Source organism: Microvirga sp. GCM10011540 (assembly GCF_042650665.1).
Classification (GTDB): Bacteria; Pseudomonadota; Alphaproteobacteria; order Rhizobiales; family Beijerinckiaceae; genus Microvirga; species Microvirga lenta.
In genome coordinates this window covers 113642-130048 of record NZ_JBHSBQ010000145.1, presented here as the reverse complement: position 1 = coordinate 130048, position 16407 = coordinate 113642, and the positions used below count along the sequence as shown (strand labels likewise).

Genomic DNA, 16407 nt, shown 5'->3' with positions numbered 1-16407 from the left:
CGTTGCAGGCGGGAGAACCTGCCCTAACGGCACGGTTGCGGCGAAGGTCATCAGAGGACGATCCGATTCCATGCAGGAAGCCCCCAAGCGCCTTGAGAGCGGAACCCCTGCCTTTCGCCGCCTGAATCTCGCCCTGTTCGCCGCCGGCTTCGCGACCTTCGCCATTCTCTACTGCGTGCAGCCGCTTCTCCCGGTCTTTTCGGAGGAGTTCCACGTCAGTCCGGCGGTCAGCAGCCTGTCCCTGTCGCTCACGACGGGCCTGCTCGCGGTCGCCATGCTTGTCACGGGCACCCTGTCGGAGGTGTGGGGGCGCAAGCCGGTCATGGTCGCCTCGCTTCTTTCCTCGGCGGCGCTGACGATCCTTTCGGCGGCGGCGCCCAACTGGCAGATCCTGCTCCTCGCACGGGTGCTCATGGGCATCACGCTCAGCGGGCTTCCTGCCGTCGCCATGGCGTATGTCAGCGAGGAGGTGCACCCGAAATCCATCGGCCTCGCCATGGGCCTGTTCATCGGCGGAAACGCGATCGGCGGCATGGCCGGCCGGCTGGTCAGCGGCGCCCTGACCGATCTGGGATCCTGGCGCCTCGCCATCGGCACCATCGGCGGGCTCGGGCTGATCGCCGCCATTCTGGCGTGGCGCAGCCTGCCGAACTCCGTCCATTTCCTCCCGCGCCGGGCGCGGCCCGTGGAGCTGCTGCGCTCGTTCGCGGATCATCTTCGGGATTCGGGCCTGCGCTATCTCTATGCCGAGGCATTCCTTCTCATGGGCGCCTTCGTGACGCTCTACAACTATCTCGGCTACCGGCTGATGGCCGCGCCCTACGGCCTGAGCCAGACCGCCATCGGCGCCATCTTCGTCATCTATCTCATCGGAACGGCGAGCTCGACCTGGGTCGGAGACCTCGCAGGCCGCCTCGGGCGGGAACGGGTCTTCTGGGTGATGATTGCCGTCACCCTCGGCGGGGCGCTGCTCACTCTCTTCGACCCGCTCCTCATGATCCTCGCCGGGATGGTGACGGTGACCTTCGGCTTCTTCGGCGCCCATTCCATTGCCAGCAGCTGGGTCGGGCGCCGCGCCGCCCACTCCAGGGCTCAGGCCTCGGCACTTTATCTCTTCTGCTATTACTTCGGCTCGAGCGCCGTCGGCACCCTGGGCGGCGTCTTCTGGGCGCGGACCGGCTGGTGGGGCGTGGTCGGACTGGTGGCCGTGCTGCTGTCGCTGGGCTTGGCCCTGGCCTTCCGGCTCATGAGACTTCCGCCCGTCGAGGCGGAGGACGGCGCTGGAACCTGATCCCCGCATACGGGAGCCGGACCTTCCACCAGAAGACGATACCCTCGATAAGCTGAAGCATAGTAAAGTCTTGGAGCCGAGGCTAAAATGAAGCCGTCCAAGATGGTTCCATAATCTATTTTTCGAGCTGCATCGGTCCTTCCATAATTTTTGCGAATATATGGAACTTTCTCGAAGGACTTATTCTCGCCCCATTAGCCTACGATTAAGCTGCCTCCGCACAAGAACAAGGGAATGCAACGTGATTCAACGTAAGGCAACGCTTGCGCTTGCGAGCCTCATCGTATCGGCCGCCGCAGTTCTGTCTCCGGCCACTGTCAGCGCAGAGCCGAAGAAGGCTTCCACGCGGCACGTCCAGAGCGGCAAGGCCTCCTGGTATGGCCCGGGCTTCCACGGAAAGCGTACGGCGAGCGGCGAAACCTTCAACACGCACGCCATGACGGCGGCGCACCGCACCCTGCCCTTCGGCACCAAGGTCCGCGTCGTAAACAAGAAGACCGGCAAGTCGGTCGTGGTCCGCATCAACGATCGCGGTCCTTATGCCCATGGCCGCGTGATCGATCTGTCTCGCGCCTCTGCACAAGCCATCGGAATCTCCGGCGTCGGTTCGGTCGAGGTGGTGCAGCTTTAAGCCTCAGCTTGGAACCCGGAGCGCGCCCAGCCGCGTTTCTCTCGTCTCCTCCCCTCCATCAGGGGAGGAGTTCGGGAGGGTGAGATGCGGTTCGACGAAGCCTTGGGACGAAGCAGCATTCTGCTTGTGACGCTGTTGTTCGGCGGGGGAGGAGCCCTCGCCCAGACGAACAGGCCCTGGACCGATCCTCCGGCCGATCTCAACGTTCCCCAGCCGGTCGAGCCCCAGGCCCCGGCTGCGCCGCCTCCACTTCCGGTCCAGCCGAATCCGCCGCAGGCCGCGCCCTCCCCTGAACCCGCGCCGCCCGTGCAGTCGGCCCAGCCGGAGAGGCCCAGCCCGGCTCCGGTCACGCCTCCGAGCCAATCCGCAGAAACGCCCCCCGCACCTCCCGCCGCAGCGCCTCCTGCACCGGCCGTGGCCGAGAGCCCACGCCGGGACGAGCCCCAGGACCGGATCGCGATTCGCAGCGAAGCCGCACGGGACCTTGCGGTCGAGTACCTGAGATCCTGGTCCGCGCCGAATGATGAAACACTGGAGATGACGGGCGATTTCTACGGGGATCGCGTCGTGTTCCATGGACGTGCGATGAGCGTGAAGAACCTCGTCCGGGAGAAGCGTCGCTTCGTTCGACGCTGGCCGGAACGCGACTATCGTCCCCAACCCGATACGGTAAAGGTCTCCTGCGAACCGGCGGGCATGCTCTGCACGGTTCATGCGATGTTCGATTTCAAGGCGGCCAATCCGAGGCGCGGCAGAAAGGCCGAGGGCGTCGGCGCGCTTCAGCTCGTCGTCAGCTTCGTGGGCGAGCGGCCCGTGATCACCGCCGAGAACAGCCTGGTCATGGGCCGAAACGCCGCTCGCCGAAATCTTGCTCTGGAGAAACGGTCCGATGATTGATGTCGAACGCTCCGCGCGGTCAGGAAAAACCGTCCAGGTTCACGATGCGGCGCCCGAATCGCGGTGGCGGAGCACGCGGGAGCGGGTTCGCGAGGCCATTCGCACCGAGGTCGACCGGTTCAACCCGACGGAGGATGCCCGCCGTCCGCTGGAACTGATCGTCGAATCCTCCATCCGCTACGGCGATGCCGATGGCGAACCCGCCATCACGGTCGTGGACGATGCCGGACAGCCGCGGACCGTCACCCGCGACGGACAGACCGCCGCCTTCACGATCCGCGATCTTCTCGAAGAACTGCGTGCCACGCGCCCGATGCTTTTCAAGCCGGCGCAATCCACCGCCGCCCCGGCGGACGAGCAGCCGCAGCCTGCCCCGATCCGCGAGCGCGACTGGCTCGATCTCGGTGCCGGGGAAGGCGCCTCCGAGAGCGATCCGGCGGAACCCGCCCGCGAGAGCGGGCTCGTTCACCTCAAGGGCGGCGGGGCTCGCCTTCACCTGTGGACGCGGACGGCACATAGGAGGTGGGTCGCGCCGATGCTGGCGGCAGGCGCATCGCGCCTCCATGCCGCCCGCAGCGACATGCCCCAGACCCTGGACCGGGCCCGGAGCGCATGGGACGGGATCCGCACGCCCGCAGGCGGTCGCGGCCTTGCGGCCGGAGCGGTCGCGCTCCTGGCTCTTCTGGGCGCAGGGAGCTATCTCCTCTCCGACTGGAACCGGCCTGCCGCCGAGAGTGTCCGACCGGTTGCGGAAGCCCCAAAGGCGGTGGTTCCTGTTGCGGACGAGGCCGACCCTGCCACCGAGACCGCCGGCACCCAGGGTGCCTTCGAAGAACCGGACACCACCGGCTCGGTGTCGAACGAAGGCACGGATACGGCCTCCGCGCCCAGGACGAGCGGGCGCTCCCTGCGCGGGGTGCCGGATGTGCTCGACACGGCGACGCTCTCGCTACAGGGCGAGGTCGTGCGTCTGTTCGGGGTGGAATGGGCGCCCGGCGCCGGAAAGCCGGAAGATCTCACCCGCTATCTGCGGGGGCGGGAAATCGTCTGTGAGCCCGCGGGCGCGAACGACACCTACCGCTGCCAGGTCGGCAATCAGGATCTGTCGAAGGTGGTGCTGTTCAATGGCGGCGGGAAGGCGACGGCCGATGCGACGCCCGAGCTGAAGGCGGCCGAGGAGAAGGCGCGCACGTCCCAGATCGGCGTCTGGCGCAACTGACGGCCGGCTAGGGGTTGCGTCCGAGTCGGCGTACCGGAAGCGGGGCGCCGACTCGGACCTTGTCGTCCATCTCAGGCTCGGGCGAGGTCGGGGCCCGGAAGCTCGACCTCGATCTCAAGCGTCGAGAGATCGGCACCGCGATTCATCTTCACCTGAACCCTGTCGCGCTCGATCGTCACGTGCCGGCCGACGACGGCGAGGATCTCTTCCCGCAGGAGCGCGACGAGGTCGGTCTTGCCGCCGACGATGCCGCGCTCGTGGGCCAGGAGGATCTGGAGCCGCTCGCGTGCCACCGGCGCAGAGGTGCGCCGGTTGAAGAAGCTCATCAAGCTCATGCTGCCCTCCGGCCGAACAGCTTTCCGAGCAAGCCCTTCCTGTCGGAGGGGATCATCATCTCGACCGTCTCGCCCTTGAGTCGGCGCGCCGCGTCGAAGTATGCGCGTCCCGGTGCGCTGCTCGGATTGTTGAGAGTGACCGGCGTGCCGACGTTGGAGGCGCGCAACACCTCCTCGCTCTCGGGAATGATGCCGAGGAGCGGGATCGAAAGGATCTCCAGCACGTCCTCCTTCTTCAGCATCTCGCCGCGCTCGGCCCGACCCTGGTCGTAGCGGGTGAGCAGCAGGTGCTTTTCCACCCGCTCGCCCTTCTCGGCCTTCTCGGTCTTGGAGTCGAGCAGGCCGATGATGCGGTCCGAGTCACGCACCGAGGAGACCTCGGGGTTGGTGACGACGACCGCGACATCCGCGTGGCGCATGGCCAGGGTCGCGCCGCGCTCGATGCCGGCCGGGCTGTCGCAGACGATCCAGTCGAACTTCTCGCGAAGCTCCGCGAGCACGCGGGCCACGCCCTCCTCCGTCAGCGCATCCTTGTCCCGGGTCTGGGAGGCGGGAAGCAGCGAGAGGTTCTCGAGGCGCTTGTCGCGGATCAGGGCCTGGCTGAGCTTGGCATCCCCTTGCACCACGTTGATGAGATCGAAGACGACCCGGCGCTCGGCTCCCATCACGAGGTCCAGGTTACGCAGGCCGACATCGAAATCGATGACGACCACTTTCTCACCGCCCTGAGCGAGCGCGCCGCCCAAGGCTGCCGTCGATGTCGTTTTTCCGACGCCGCCCTTGCCAGATGTTACGACCAAGACTTTGGCCATTGTCGTCTCTCTTTCTTATCTCAATCCAGGGTTTTCAGGATGATGGAGTCGCCGTCCAGGCTCACCTGGATCGGTTGACCGCGGTATTTGGAACCGAGGTCGTCGGCCGTTTTGTACAGCCCATCGACGGCGATGAGCTCGGCTTCGAATTTTCTGCAGAAGATGCGGGCATTGGCGTGGCCCGTGCATCCGGCGATCGCGCGGCCGCGCAGGGCGCCGTAGATGTGGATCGAGCCGCCTGCCACGATCTCGGCGCCCGATGCCACGTGGCCGAGAACGGTCACGTCGCCTTCCGTATGGATGATGGATTGGCCGGAACGGACGGATCCCTCGATGAGGAGGGCCGTCGTCGGCGCGGATTGCGCCGGAGCGGCCGCAGGCAGCGGCACGGCGTCGAGATCGGGCGTCTCGATGTCGCCCGCGGGGCGTCCGCCGTTGATCTGCGGCGGCATGTCGACGTCGAGAACGGCCGCCGCGGCTCCTTCGAGCCCGATGATGTGGATGTCCCGCATCTTGAGCGCGGCCAGGAAGAATTTCAGCTCCGACTTCGAGGGCTTGAGGGCGGAGACATCGGCAATGATGGGGCGGTCGGTAAAAAATCCCGGCGAGCCCTTGGAAACGGCGTCGAGGTCCTCGAGCCAGTCGCGGAGCGGCACCGTCGGCGCGAGAACGAGCGCCAGAAACGACTTGCCGCGAAAGCGGAGAGAGGGGCGGGTGCGAACTGCAATAGTCACGGGCGATCAATTTCCTGCTGCTCTGTGATTTCGTCGTTTTATGGTTAATGGACGGTTAATTTTGCCGCCGAAGCGCGAGATTTTTAACTCTTCTCTCCGGGTGGTCCTTCCGGGTCCGGCATCCGGCTGCCCGCCGCTTCGCGTCCCCTCCTTCCTCCCTCCAGGCAGCAGGTGCGACCAAATGTAATAATCGAGGCACCACCAAGGCATGCCGGCTTCAGTGGGTGATTTGCCTTATAGGAGGAATATAAATCTAAAAACTAGCTCTTCTTGATTACTGCCTACCCCTTTTCAATTACTGCACTGCATTCTGCCGATTATTGACCGATAAAATGATCGGCCTACGATGACCCTCCCCGTATCTCCAACTTCCGCGATGTTTACACAACGACATCATGGCAGATCGTTTAGATACGAAAGTAATCATGAGGCTCAAGACAGCCCAGGGAGGACAGGATGTCCGGACGGTTCGGCGATTTCTGCGCAACTGCTTTCCGTGGCGACGGCACCCGAGCGGGCACGCTGCGACGAGGCCTTCTCGGCGCCCTTGCCGCCGCTGCCGTCATGCTCTCCGGAGCGGCCCCGGCCTCCGCCCAGAATGGGTCGGCATCCAACTTCGCGCGCGTCAATGCGGGAACGGTCGGCATCATTTCGGGCGGTGCGGACGGAACCTACATCCGCATCGCCGCCGATCTCGCGAACGTCCTCGACGGCGAGAACCTGCGGATCCTGCCCATCATCGGGCGCGGATCCCTCCAGAACCTGCGCGACGTCATGTTCCTGCGCGGCGTCGATATCGGCATCGTGCAGATGGACGCCCGAGAGGAGCTCAAGGCCGAGAACCTGCGCAACGACGCCGTGCGCCGGCTGCGCTACATCTCGCGCCTCTACAATGAAGAGGTCCATATCATCGCAAGCCGCGACATCACCGACATCCGGCAGCTCGAAGGCAAGAAGGTCAACATCGACAAGGCGGGCAGCGGCACCAACCTGACCTCCCGCCTCATCTTCGAGAAGCTCGGAATCAAGCCCGACATGACGACCTTCGACCAGAGCTCATCCTATGAGCGCCTGCGCTCGGGCGAGATCCAGGCGGCCGTCTACGTGGCCGGGCGGCCGGTGCGCGCCATCGCGGAGTTCCAGAGCGAAGGGCGCTTCCACCTTCTGCCCATCCCGTTCGAGGGCGAGATCGCCGAAACCTATTTCCCGGCGCGCTTCTCGAACTCCGACTATCCGCGCCTGGTGGCCGACGCGCCCGTCGACACCCTGGCGGTGGGGAGCCTTCTCGCCGTCTTCAACTGGCCCGAGAACTCCGACCGCTACAACCGGGTGAAACGGTTCGTGGATTCCTTCTTCTCCCGCTTCGACGAGTTCCTGCAGCCGGGCCGCCATCCGAAGTGGAAGGAGGTCAATCTGGCCGCGGAGGTTCCCGGATGGGAGCGCATGAAGCCCGCGCAGGAATGGCTCGACCGCGCAGCCGCCGCCAAGGCCACCCCGGAACAGTCGAAGAGCTTCGAAGCCTTCATCCAGAGCACCGGCAACACGATCTCGGCTGCACAGCGGGAGCTTCTCTTCCGCGAGTTCCTCACCTGGCAGAACGAACGGCAGAAAACGAACCGGGGAGCGGCCCGGCAGAACTGAAGCCACGGCAGGACCGCAGCTCCCGGTCGGCGCCGCCAGCCCGTGAGAGAACCACAAGGAGGTCCGACATGACTGGACGTGACCATCCCCTTTCGTCCGCCGCACGATCCCGCATGCAGCCGCCGGGCAGGCGCAGAACAGGCCTCGTTCACGGCGTATCCGCAGCGGCCTTGATCGTCCTGATGGGACTGCCGGCGGGTTCTCCGCCGAGAGCCCAGGACGCGGCCGTCACGGCTCCCGATCCGGCCCCGAGCCAAGCCGTGGCTCCTGCCGGTGCGGCCGACGCCAATCCCGACGACGTGGCGGCTCTCCTGCCGCTGCTCATGACCTCTCCCGAGCGCAAGCGCTTCGCGTCCGACCTCGAGTCGTCCATCCGCCTGGGAAATCTGGAGGCCGCCGAACATCGGCTCAAGGCGGCCATCGAGACGGGCACCCTGGCCATCGTGCTCGCGGACAAGCTGCGCGATCCCGGGCTGCTCACGGCCCTCCAGGCTCTGGGCATCAAGGGAGCGGACGACCCGCCCGCGGCGCCCGATACGGACGCCGCCGGCAACCCGGCGGTCTGCACCATGGCCGCGGCGTCGGCGCCCAACGCAGCCGATCTGCAGGAGGCCCTGGAACGTGAGCAGGCCCGTGGCGACGCGATGGCCTGGGAGCTTGCCACCCTCACCGAGGAGTTCCGCAATCTCCAGAAGCTCGGGGAAACAGGTTCCGCCTCGAGCGACGCCCAGATGGGCGAGCTGCAGCAGGCCCTGCAGCGTGAGCGCGAGCGGGGAGACAGGGCCGAGCGCGAGCTTGCAAGCGCGCGAGAGGAGTATGGCGCCCTTCAGGCTCTCCACGAACGGGACGCGACTTCCCAGGCCGGCGCTTCCGCGCAGATCAAGGAGGCGCTGGCGCAGGAGCGGGAACGGAGCGAGAGCACGGCACGCGAGCTGGCGGCGATGCAGGAGGAGCTGAGCCGCCTGAAGAACGACCGCGAGGCCGAAGCGACCTCGATGAACGCCCAGGTGGCCGAGCTGCGGGAGGCCCTGAAGCGAGAAGGCGAGCGGAGCGACACGGCAGCGCATGAGCTCGCTGCGGCCAGAAAGGCGGCGGACGACCTTCGGGCGCTCCGGGAGCAGGAGGCGGCGGCGGAAGCGGCAAGGCTGACCGAGCTGACGGAAGCGCTGGCGCGGGAGAGGCAGCGCCGCGATGCCGTGACCCAGGAGCTGGCCAGCGCCATCGACGAGCTGCGCACCTTCCAGGAGGCCCATGGCAGCGGGCCGGCTCCGCTGCTGGTCCGTTTGGCCTCGACGGGAGTTCCGAGCCCTCAGGCAGCGCCGCCCGAGGAGGCTCTTCCGCCTCCCGACAAGCCGGTCTTCGTTGCTGCGGCCATTGCAGCGCCTCCTCCCGCACCGGCACCGAATGCCGCCTCTGACGCCACCGGCACGACCCAGGCGATGCTCACGCCGCCTCCGGCCGTCCAGCCGCCCAGGACCGAAGCGGCTCCGCCGCCGGCTGTCGCGGACGACCGTCTCCTGAAGCGAGCCAACTCCCTTCTTCGCAGCGGCGACGTCAGCGCCGCCCGGCTCCTGCTCGAACGGTCCGCGGAGGAGGGAAACGCCCAGGCGGTCTACCTTCTCGCGGAAACGTTCGATCCCCACGTCCTCGCGGTCATCGGGGCGCTGGGAATCCGCAGCGATGCCGCCAAGGCGCAGGAACTCTATGCCCGCGCGCTGGCGCTGGGCATCCGGCAGGCGGAAGCGCGCATGAGGGCCTTGAAGTGAGGTCCGGGCCGGGCGCCGGGTGAAGGCTGGGCGGGGCGGCAGGGGTTCAGAACGGAACCCATTCCCCGCCTTCGGTCAGGGCCTCGGTCGCGCATTCCAGCGCCGTTGCGGCATCCAGGAGATGCTGAGCGGTCTGTTCGACCTGAAGCCCAGGCCCCGGAAGGGCCACGACGCGCTCCGTCAGCTCCCTGACCCGGTCGATCATCTCGATCAGATCGGCGGCCAGCGCAGCCCTCTCCTCTTCGGCAGGCGTCGCCGCCGGCGTCTGCTGCCTGGAGCGCGAGGAGAATGGGATCACGTTCGACATTGCTCTAAAGGTCCGCCTTTGGCCGGACCAAGGCAATAATAGAGTCACGCGATCCACAGCAATCAGCGTTTCACGCGTACGAGCAGTTTTCCGAAGTTGTTGCCCTTGAGCAACCCGATCAGAGCTTCGGGCGCATTCTCCAGCCCCTCGACCACATCTTCGCGATACTTGATCCGCCCCTCCCGCAGCCAGGGGGAAACCTCGCGATAGAACTCCTCTGCCTGGGACGCGAAGTCGCCCACGATGAAGCCCCGCAGGGTCAGGCGGCGCGCCAGAACGGCGCTCATGAGCTGGGGCAGGCGGTCGGGACCCTGCGGGAGGCCCGTATCGTTGTAGTGGGCCACCAGGCCGCAGACGGGAATTCGCGCGAAATCGTTCAAGAGCGGGAAAACGGCGTCCCAGACGGCGCCGCCCACATTCTCGAAATAGACATCGATTCCGTTAGGGCAGGCCTCCTTGAGCCTGGCGGCCATGTCGGAAGAGCGGTGGTCGATGGCCGCGTCGAAGCCGAGCTCCTCGACGAGGTAGCGGCACTTCTCCGGCCCGCCTGCGATGCCGATGGCCCGGCAGCCTTTCAGCTTGGCGATCTGTCCGACCATGGATCCGACGGGTCCGGTCGCGGCCGCCACCGCGACCGTTTCTCCAGGCTTGGGCTGGCCGATATTCATCAGGCCCGTATAGGCGGTCAGTCCCGGCATCCCGAGTACGCCGAGGGCCGTCGAGACCGGCGCCAGCGACGGATCGAGCTTGCGCAGGCCGGCGCCGTCCGAGAGGGCATAATCCTGCCACCCCGCATAGGACTGGACGATGTCGCCCTCCGCGAACCCCGGATGCCGGGAGGCGACGACCTCGTTCACCGTGCCGCCGACCATCACCTCGCCCACCTCCACCGGTTTGGCGTAGGATCTGGCGGCGCTCATGCGTCCGCGCATATACGGATCGAGCGACAGCCAGAGAGTCCGAAGGAGGATCTGGCCGTCGCCCGGCTCCGGAACGGCGGCATTCTCCAGCCTGAAATCGGCGGGTGTCGGCTCGCCTGTCGGACGCGACGCCAGGACGATCCGACGGTTGGTTGCCTCTCGCATGGGGTTCTCCTGAATGAGGGCCTGTTAGATTGAGCATCCCGCCCGGCGGGCAAGGGTGCCGCCCCGGCACGGAAATCTCTAGACATTCGCCTAATGGGCTTCGAGAACCGCCCCATGCTATCCCGCAGGGGCCTCGCCTCTGGTCCCAACCACAAGAACAGACCGACCATCATGGATTTTCCCACCGTGCTTCTTCTTGCCGCGTCCGGCCTTGCGGCAGGGCTCGTGAATGCCATTGCGGGAGGAGGCACGTTCTTCACCTTTTCCGCGCTCCTCGCCGCAGGTCTCCCGCCCATCGTCGCCAACGCCACCAGTGCGGTGGCGGTCACGCCGGCCAACTTCGCGAGCGCCTGGGCCTACCGGAAGGAACTCGTCGCCAATCTCCGGCGATTCGCCGCGCTCGGCATCGTCAGCCTGTTCGGCGGACTTCTGGGCGCCTACATCCTGACGGTGACGAACAATGCTGCATTCCGGCAGCTGGTGCCGTGGCTTCTCCTGTTCGCGACCCTTCTGTTCGCGGCAAGTCCGCGCATCGTGGCGCTCGCGCGCACCATCGGCCGCCACGAAGGCCACCATCCCTCGACAAAGGCCTGGGCGGCGGGACTGGCCTTCCAGTTCCTCGTGGCCATCTATGGCGGCTTTTTCGGTGCCGGGATGGGAATCGTCATGCTCGCGGCTCTCGCCATCACCGAAGGCGACGACTTTCACCTGATCAATTCCGCCAAGCATCTGTGCTCGACCGTGATTCAGCTGGTCGCCGTCGTGCTCTTCATCGTCGCCGGGCTCGTGAGCTGGCGCGAGACCGCCATCGTGGGCGGCGCGTCGGTGATCGGCGGCTATCTCGGCGTCGTCTTCGGGCGTCGCCTGCCTCCGGCCGCGATCCGCTGGCTGGTGATCGCGGTGGGCGCGGTGCTGACGCTCTACTTCTTCATTCGTTAACTCTGGCCATCGATTTTGCTGGCGCTTTTTCCGGAGCTTGCCTGATTCACGCCACACCCGTGACTCTAGCTGTGACGGTGTGATTCTCATCTCTCATGAAAAGGACAACGCCGTGGCCGAACCCAAGAATATGGCAGGACTCGAAGGATCCCAATCGGTAAGCGCCCTCGGCCTGCGCTGGGCCGCCCTGCGCGGCATGCTGACCTCACCGCTCATCATGGTCGAGGAGCAGCGTGGCCTGCGCGAAGAACTCCTGCGGGAGCTGGGAACGATCGAGCAGGAATTCGTGTCCCTGCAATCCCGTAACACCATGGAGATTTCCGCCAAGATCGACATCGCGAAATCCGCCCTTCGCGACGGATTGCAGGCCGGGCACAACTGGCTCGTCGATCTTCTGGACAGCATCCAGACGGACCTTCACCTGACGAACGCGAAGCCGGCTGCACCGGCACGCCCCACGACGAACCTCGTGCGCGCCCAGCAGCAGCGTCCCGACGGCGGGCCCGCGCCCACTCCCGAAGCCGAGCAATCGCCGGCAGCGTAATCCTGTTCGCATCGCGCGCCGCGTCGGAACGAAACGCGGCGCGCGATGCGCCCCTCGGCTTCAGACCAGCCCCGGATCGATGGCGCTCCTGCGCTCCAGCCATGCGGGCACCGGCAGGTTCTTCGAGCGCAGGAATTCCGGGTTGAAGAGCTTCGACTGATAGCGCGTGCCGTAGTCGCACAGCACCGTCACGACGGTATGGCCCGGCCCGAGGTGCCGGGCCAGACGGATCGCCCCGGCCACGTTGATGCCCGAGGAGCCGCCGAGGCAGAGCCCTTCGTGCTCCAGCAGCTCGAAGATCACCGGCAGCGCCTCCTCGTCGGGGATCTGGAACGCCACGTCGACGGGCGCGTCGTTGAGATTGGCGGTGATCCGTCCCTGCCCGATGCCCTCGGTGATGGACGAGCCGGTCGCCTTGAGTTCACCGGTCGTGTAGTAGCTGTGAAGCGCCGCTCCCATGGGATCGGCCAGTCCGATGACGATCTTCGGATTTCGCTCCTTCAGCGCCATGCCGACGCCGGCCAGCGTGCCGCCCGTACCGACGGCGCAGACGAAGCCGTCGGCCCTGCCGTCCGTCTGCTCCCAGATCTCGGGCCCGGTCGTCTCGATATGGGCCTGCCGGTTCGCCACGTTGTCGAATTGGTTGGCCCAGATCGCTCCGTTGGGCTCCGTAGCGGCGAGCCGCTCGGCAAGGCGCCCTGAGACCTTCACGTAATTGTTCGGGTTGGCATAGGGCACCGCCGGCACCTCGATCAGCTCCGCCCCCGCGAGCCGGAGCATGTCCTTCTTCTCCTGGCTCTGCGTTTCCGGGATGACGATGATCGTGCGGAACCCGAGCGCATTGCCGACGAGCGCGAGGCCGATGCCCGTATTGCCCGCCGTTCCTTCGACGATGACGCCGCCGGGACGCAAGGCTCCGCGCCGGATAGCATCCTGGACGATGAAGAGGGCTGCCCTGTCCTTCACCGACTGACCGGGGTTCATGAACTCGGCCTTGCCGAGAATGGTGCAGCCGGTCAGCTCCGAGGCGCGGCGGAGCTTGATCAGCGGCGTGCCGCCGATCGCGGCGAGGACGTCAGGCTTTATCGTCATGGGGGTCTCGTATGGGGTGGGTGGCGCGGCGGCTGGCGCCGCAGAGCAGGAGATGAAGGGCCCTGCCCGCGCAATCAATAGCAGGATAATTCACAAATTAAATTAGGTGAATTATTTTAATTTGCAATTCTTGACGTATATTATATGAAAGCACATCCTAAAGACGGATCCGGGATGCGCTCAGCTCTGCGGCAGAGGTCCCGGCCCGCAGGTAAGGAAAACCCCCATGTCTAGCTCTGCATTGGCCTCGCCCGTCTCCGTCGGGAGCCGGACCGGTCTCGGCATCAATGTCTCGACGTCCTTTGTCGCCGCGGCCGGCATCCTGGGCGGTGCGGCCTTCATCGGCTCGATCGTCAATCCCCGGCAGGCCGCCCTCTACGTGCTGGGCGCCGTGCTCGGTCTCGTGCTCTATCACGCGGCTTTCGGCTTCACCTCCGCCTGGAGGGTCTTCATCGCGGATCGCCGCGGCGAAGGTCTGCGGGCTCAGATGGTGATGCTGGCCGTCGCATCCGCCCTGTTCTTCCCGGTCCTGGCCTCCGGCTCCCTGTTCGGCCAGCCGGTGACGGGCCTCGTCTCTCCGGCCGGTCTGTCGGTGGTCGTCGGTGCCTTCATCTTCGGCATCGGCATGCAGCTGGGCGGCGGCTGCGCCTCGGGCGTTCTCTACACCGCGGGCGGCGGCTCGACCCGCATGCTGATCACGCTTGCCGGCTTCATCGCCGGTTCGGCCATCGGCGCAGCCCATCTGCACTGGTGGGCGGCGCTGCCGAGCCTGCCGAAGATCTCCCTGGTCGAGGCCTGGGGTCCGTGGACCGCCCTTGCGGCGCAGCTCGCAGTCTTCGCCGCGATCGCCGCCGTGACCGTGGTGCTGGAAAAGCGCCGCCACGGCCGCCTGATCGAAGCGAATCCCTCGCCCCGTCAGGGCCTTGCCCGCTTCCTGCGCGGTCCGTGGCCGCTGGTCGCCGGTGCCGTGGCGCTGGCATTCCTGAACTTCGCGACCCTCTATCTGGCCGGACGCCCCTGGGGCATCACCTCGGCCTTCGCGCTCTGGGGCTCCAAGATCGCTGCCGTGATCGGCTTTGAACCGGCGAGCTGGCCCTACTGGTCGTCTCCCGCCCGGCAGGCCGAGCTGACCGGAAGCATCTTCAACGACATCACGTCCGTGATGGATATCGGCCTCGTGCTCGGCGCCCTGCTGGCCGCCGCGCTCGCCGGACGCTTCTCGCCGGTCTGGCGGATTCCGCTGCGCTCGGCCGCAGCGGCCGTCGTCGGCGGCCTGCTGCTCGGCTACGGCGCCCGCCTGGCCTATGGCTGCAACATCGGCGCGTATTTCTCGGGCATCGCCTCGGGCAGCCTGCACGGCTGGGTCTGGCTGGTGGCCGCCTTCCTCGGAAACGTGCTCGGCACCAAGGTGCGCCCCCTCTTCGGGCTCGAAGTCGAGCGCGTCAAGCTGACGAGCTGCTGAGCGGAAAGGGGCTCTCCTCGAGCCTCCGTCACGATCAGGTCGGCGGAGCCACGGCTCCGCCGGCACTGCCGAGCGCCCGCTCGATCACCTCCCTGACCGTCTCGTACGGCTGCGCGCCGCTGAGGAGGTAAGCCTGCTCCCCCGCGCTGACGACGAGCGCCGGGACGCCGGAGATGCCGATCTCCTGGGCGAGACGCTGATCCTCCAGGACGCCCCGGGCGTAGCGGCCATCGTCGAGCGCTTCGCGCAGGGCATCCGCATCGAGACCGACCGATCGGGCGATGTCGAGCAGGACATCGGGATCGGCAAGGTCGCGTCCCTCCTCGAAGAAGGCCTTGAACAGGGCCGCGTTCATCGCATCGAGCCTGCCGGCCTCGCGGGCGAACTCCGCGGCCTCGTGAGCCTTGCGGCTGTAGGGCTGCACGGGCGGCAGACGCAGGCTCATCCCGCGCGCCTGCGCCATGGGATAGACCGACTGGTTCCAGACCCGGTGAAGATACTCGCCATCGGGATCGAGCGTGGGCGTCGGCTCCGGCCGCAGCTCGAAGGCGCGCCAATCGATCTCCACCTTCTCACCCAGCTCGCTTCTGACCTGATCGAGAACCGGCCGCTCGAGATAGCAGAACGGGCAGACATAGTCGCTCCAGACCAGGATTCGGAGGGTGGCGTCCGCCGGCATTCGTGTTCTCCGTCGTCGGCCGGCCGATGCCGGCAGCTTTCAGTCAACGTCTGCGGGCTTCGCGGGTTTGGCACCGGCCGCATCTTTCGTGCGGATCGCCCTGATGAGTTCGCCGAGCGCCGCGAAATCCGCCTTGCGCCCGGAGGTGCGCCGCCAGGCAAGCCCGATGGTGCGCTTGGGCGGCTCGTCGGGAAACTGGATCAGGGCGATCCGCTGCCGGTCGACCTCGGCCTCCGCGCAGAGTTCGGGGAGAAGCGTGATTCCATGGCCGGCGGCGACCATCTGCATGATGGTGGTGAGCGAGGCCGCCCCCAGCGCCTTGCGCGCCTGGACGTTCGCGACCTGGCAGAACTGCAGCGCCTGATCGCGCAGGCAATGTCCCTCCTCCAGCAGCAGCAGACGCTCGCGCATCATGCGCGCATGCAGGTTGTCCGGCGTCCAGCCCCGCGCAGCCTGCGCCTGCACCGCGATCAGGAACCGGTCGTCGAACAGCTCCAGGGTGTCGAGCTGGGAGGGCGACACGGGCAGGGCCAGCAGGGCCGCATCGAGATCGCCGCGGATGAGCTCCTCGATGAGCGTGTCGGTCTGCGTCTCGCGGACGAGAAGATCGAGGGACGGGTAGCTCGCCTCGACTCCGCCGAGGAGGCTCGGAAGCAGATAGGGCGCCACGGACGGGATGATGCCGAGCCGCAGGGTCCCGGTGAGCACGCCGCATTGCTGGCGCGCATAATCGGTGAGCTCTCGAACCTGGTTCAGGATCGCCTCCGCCCGGGCGGCGATCTCCTGCCCTGCGACGGTGAGCGCCACGGCGTTGCCCCGGCGCTCGACGAGCTTGATGCCGAGCTCCTGTTCGAGCTCCTTCACCTGCATGGACAGAGCGGGCTGCGTGACGGCGCATTGACTCGCCGCCATGCCGAAATGGCGGGTGCGGGACAAGGTTTCGAAATAGCGGAGCTGCCGGAACGTGACCATG

At 66.6% G+C, this 16407-nt stretch carries 17 protein-coding genes; 9 read left to right on the top strand and 8 right to left on the bottom strand.

From position 1 onward, the window contains the following. The first annotated feature begins 70 nt into the window (after positions 1 to 70). The 4 genes from ACFOYU_RS26555 (at position 71) to ACFOYU_RS26540 (ending at position 4038) form a co-directional block, all read left to right on the top strand. The gene (locus tag ACFOYU_RS26555; RefSeq protein WP_377035851.1) at positions 71 to 1291 is read left to right on the top strand and encodes an MFS transporter; all 1221 of its coding nucleotides are present in this window, start codon (positions 71 to 73) and stop codon (positions 1289 to 1291) included. 241 nt (positions 1292 to 1532) lie between these two features. Continuing rightward, positions 1533 to 1922, top strand: coding sequence for a septal ring lytic transglycosylase RlpA family protein (locus ACFOYU_RS26550; protein WP_377035850.1), 390 nt, complete (start codon positions 1533 to 1535; stop codon positions 1920 to 1922). A gap of 84 nt (positions 1923 to 2006) precedes the next feature. After that, positions 2007 to 2819: a hypothetical protein gene (locus ACFOYU_RS26545; protein WP_377035849.1), complete on the top strand. Its 813-nt coding sequence runs from the start codon at positions 2007 to 2009 to the stop codon at positions 2817 to 2819. Continuing rightward, positions 2812 to 4038 carry a thermonuclease family protein gene (locus ACFOYU_RS26540; RefSeq protein WP_377035848.1) on the top strand — a complete coding sequence of 409 codons (1227 nt, stop codon included), beginning with the start codon at positions 2812 to 2814 and terminating at the stop codon, positions 4036 to 4038. The genes ACFOYU_RS26545 and ACFOYU_RS26540 overlap by 8 nt, the downstream gene beginning before the upstream one ends. A gap of 71 nt (positions 4039 to 4109) precedes the next feature. Here the strand turns inward: ACFOYU_RS26540 and minE are convergent, their stop codons facing one another. From minE to minC, 3 genes are read right to left on the bottom strand one after another with little or no spacing between them, the layout of a single operon-like run. After that, positions 4110 to 4373 carry a cell division topological specificity factor MinE gene (gene minE / locus ACFOYU_RS26535; protein WP_226738884.1) on the bottom strand — a complete coding sequence of 88 codons (264 nt, stop codon included), beginning with the start codon at positions 4371 to 4373 and terminating at the stop codon, positions 4110 to 4112. Beyond that, entirely contained in the window at positions 4370 to 5185 is an 816-nt protein-coding gene (minD, locus tag ACFOYU_RS26530) for a septum site-determining protein MinD (protein ID WP_377035847.1), read from the bottom strand. Before minD ends, minE begins: the two co-directional genes overlap by 4 nt. A gap of 20 nt (positions 5186 to 5205) precedes the next feature. Beyond that, the gene (gene minC, locus ACFOYU_RS26525; protein WP_226738880.1) at positions 5206 to 5919 is read right to left on the bottom strand and encodes a septum site-determining protein MinC; all 714 of its coding nucleotides are present in this window, start codon (positions 5917 to 5919) and stop codon (positions 5206 to 5208) included. A gap of 456 nt (positions 5920 to 6375) precedes the next feature. Here minC and ACFOYU_RS26520 point away from each other — a divergent pair, with 456 nt between their 5' ends. Both ACFOYU_RS26520 and ACFOYU_RS26515 read left to right on the top strand, forming a co-directional pair. After that, complete coding sequence (locus tag ACFOYU_RS26520) at positions 6376 to 7560, top strand: TAXI family TRAP transporter solute-binding subunit (protein WP_226738878.1); 1185 nt, start codon at positions 6376 to 6378, stop codon at positions 7558 to 7560. 68 nt (positions 7561 to 7628) lie between these two features. Beyond that, positions 7629 to 9326: a hypothetical protein gene (locus tag ACFOYU_RS26515; protein ID WP_377035846.1), complete on the top strand. Its 1698-nt coding sequence runs from the start codon at positions 7629 to 7631 to the stop codon at positions 9324 to 9326. Between the two features lie 46 nt (positions 9327 to 9372). On the opposite strand, the gene ACFOYU_RS26510 is transcribed toward ACFOYU_RS26515, so the two are convergent. Next, the gene (locus tag ACFOYU_RS26510) at positions 9373 to 9633 is read right to left on the bottom strand and encodes a hypothetical protein (RefSeq protein ID WP_226738875.1); all 261 of its coding nucleotides are present in this window, start codon (positions 9631 to 9633) and stop codon (positions 9373 to 9375) included. 62 nt (positions 9634 to 9695) lie between these two features. After that, positions 9696 to 10718, bottom strand: coding sequence for an NADP-dependent oxidoreductase (locus ACFOYU_RS26505; protein WP_226738873.1), 1023 nt, complete (start codon positions 10716 to 10718; stop codon positions 9696 to 9698). Positions 10719 to 10889: 171 nt separating this feature from the next. Here ACFOYU_RS26505 and ACFOYU_RS26500 point away from each other — a divergent pair, with 171 nt between their 5' ends. Both ACFOYU_RS26500 and ACFOYU_RS26495 read left to right on the top strand, forming a co-directional pair. Then, entirely contained in the window at positions 10890 to 11657 is a 768-nt protein-coding gene (locus ACFOYU_RS26500; RefSeq protein WP_377035845.1) for a sulfite exporter TauE/SafE family protein, read from the top strand. Between the two features lie 112 nt (positions 11658 to 11769). Beyond that, positions 11770 to 12201 carry a hypothetical protein gene (locus tag ACFOYU_RS26495; protein ID WP_226738868.1) on the top strand — a complete coding sequence of 144 codons (432 nt, stop codon included), beginning with the start codon at positions 11770 to 11772 and terminating at the stop codon, positions 12199 to 12201. A gap of 60 nt (positions 12202 to 12261) precedes the next feature. Here the strand turns inward: ACFOYU_RS26495 and ACFOYU_RS26490 are convergent, their stop codons facing one another. Next, positions 12262 to 13293 carry a cysteine synthase A gene (locus tag ACFOYU_RS26490; protein ID WP_377035844.1) on the bottom strand — a complete coding sequence of 344 codons (1032 nt, stop codon included), beginning with the start codon at positions 13291 to 13293 and terminating at the stop codon, positions 12262 to 12264. 226 nt (positions 13294 to 13519) lie between these two features. On the opposite strand from ACFOYU_RS26490, the gene ACFOYU_RS26485 reads away from it, so the two are divergent. Continuing rightward, entirely contained in the window at positions 13520 to 14755 is a 1236-nt protein-coding gene (locus ACFOYU_RS26485; protein ID WP_377035843.1) for a YeeE/YedE family protein, read from the top strand. Positions 14756 to 14789: 34 nt separating this feature from the next. Here the strand turns inward: ACFOYU_RS26485 and ACFOYU_RS26480 are convergent, their stop codons facing one another. Both ACFOYU_RS26480 and ACFOYU_RS26475 read right to left on the bottom strand, forming a co-directional pair. After that, positions 14790 to 15434 (bottom strand): DsbA family protein, encoded by a 645-nt coding sequence (locus tag ACFOYU_RS26480; protein WP_377035842.1) that lies wholly within the window; start codon positions 15432 to 15434, stop codon positions 14790 to 14792. A 39-nt stretch (positions 15435 to 15473) separates the two neighbouring features. Next, positions 15474 to 16406, bottom strand: a complete 933-nt coding sequence (locus ACFOYU_RS26475) for a LysR substrate-binding domain-containing protein (RefSeq protein ID WP_377035841.1) — start codon at positions 16404 to 16406, stop codon at positions 15474 to 15476. Between the last annotated feature and the right edge of the window lies 1 nt (position 16407).

Bases quoted from the DNA above. Each gene is read 5' to 3' on its own strand.
- minE (WP_226738884.1), bottom strand. From the start codon at position 4,373: ATGAGCTTGATGAGCTTCTTCAACCGGCGCACCTCTGCGCCGGTGGCA.
- ACFOYU_RS26540 (WP_377035848.1), top strand. From the start codon at position 2,812: ATGATTGATGTCGAACGCTCCGCGCGGTCAGGAAAAACCGTCCAGGTT.
- ACFOYU_RS26480 (WP_377035842.1), bottom strand. From the start codon at position 15,434: ATGCCGGCGGACGCCACCCTCCGAATCCTGGTCTGGAGCGACTATGTC.
- ACFOYU_RS26545 (WP_377035849.1), top strand. From the start codon at position 2,007: ATGCGGTTCGACGAAGCCTTGGGACGAAGCAGCATTCTGCTTGTGACG.
- ACFOYU_RS26490 (WP_377035844.1), bottom strand. From the start codon at position 13,293: ATGACGATAAAGCCTGACGTCCTCGCCGCGATCGGCGGCACGCCGCTG.
- ACFOYU_RS26500 (WP_377035845.1), top strand. From the start codon at position 10,890: ATGGATTTTCCCACCGTGCTTCTTCTTGCCGCGTCCGGCCTTGCGGCA.
- ACFOYU_RS26520 (WP_226738878.1), top strand. From the start codon at position 6,376: ATGTCCGGACGGTTCGGCGATTTCTGCGCAACTGCTTTCCGTGGCGAC.
- minD (WP_377035847.1), bottom strand. From the start codon at position 5,185: ATGGCCAAAGTCTTGGTCGTAACATCTGGCAAGGGCGGCGTCGGAAAA.
- ACFOYU_RS26505 (WP_226738873.1), bottom strand. From the start codon at position 10,718: ATGCGAGAGGCAACCAACCGTCGGATCGTCCTGGCGTCGCGTCCGACA.
- ACFOYU_RS26510 (WP_226738875.1), bottom strand. From the start codon at position 9,633: ATGTCGAACGTGATCCCATTCTCCTCGCGCTCCAGGCAGCAGACGCCG.
- ACFOYU_RS26515 (WP_377035846.1), top strand. From the start codon at position 7,629: ATGACTGGACGTGACCATCCCCTTTCGTCCGCCGCACGATCCCGCATG.
- ACFOYU_RS26475 (WP_377035841.1), bottom strand. From the start codon at position 16,406: ATGGTCACGTTCCGGCAGCTCCGCTATTTCGAAACCTTGTCCCGCACC.
- ACFOYU_RS26555 (WP_377035851.1), top strand. From the start codon at position 71: ATGCAGGAAGCCCCCAAGCGCCTTGAGAGCGGAACCCCTGCCTTTCGC.
- ACFOYU_RS26485 (WP_377035843.1), top strand. From the start codon at position 13,520: ATGTCTAGCTCTGCATTGGCCTCGCCCGTCTCCGTCGGGAGCCGGACC.